This is a genomic window from Lysobacter antibioticus (assembly GCF_001442535.1).
GTDB classification, from domain to species: domain Bacteria; phylum Pseudomonadota; class Gammaproteobacteria; order Xanthomonadales; family Xanthomonadaceae; genus Lysobacter; species Lysobacter antibioticus.
The window spans coordinates 5,763,298-5,763,751 of sequence record NZ_CP013141.1 but is presented as its reverse complement, the minus strand read 5'-3'; the positions used below and the strand labels follow the sequence as shown (position 1 = coordinate 5,763,751).

Below are 454 nucleotides of genomic sequence, written 5' to 3'. Positions count from 1 at the left end.
TTTGCGGCGGCGCCTTCGTCCTGGCCGCGCCGGTCGCCTATGCCCAGGAGACGGCGCCGAAGGAACTGGAGAAGATCACCGTCACCGCGCAGAGTCGCGAACAGGAACTGCAGGACGTCCCGATCGCCCTGCAGGTGGTGACCGACGAGCTCATCGACGATATCGCCGCGCAGGACATGGGCGATCTCGACAGCTTCGTGCCGGGCCTGGTGGTCGACAGCCAGCAGCCGACCCAGCCGGGCTTCCAGTTGCGCGGCATCAGCACCGACGACTTCGGCATCGGCACCGACCCGGCGGTCGGCGTCTACGTCGACGGTGTGTACGCCGGGCGTGGCGGCGGCGTGTTGTTGCCGTTCACCGACGTCGAGCGTATCGAAGTGCTGAAGGGCCCGCAGGGCACCCTGTTCGGCCGCAACACCGCCGCCGGCGCGGTCTCGATCATCACCCGCAAACC

The 454-nt window shown here is 68.5% G+C and carries 1 protein-coding gene (cut by both window edges); it reads left to right on the top strand.

Every position in this 454-nt window falls within one protein-coding gene, locus tag GLA29479_RS23330, for a TonB-dependent receptor plug domain-containing protein, read on the top strand. The gene is 480 nt long; 10 of those nucleotides lie to the left of the window and 16 to its right, leaving coding positions 11-464 in view — codons 4 (partial) to 155 (partial); the first codon wholly inside the window starts at window position 3. The start codon and the stop codon both lie outside this window.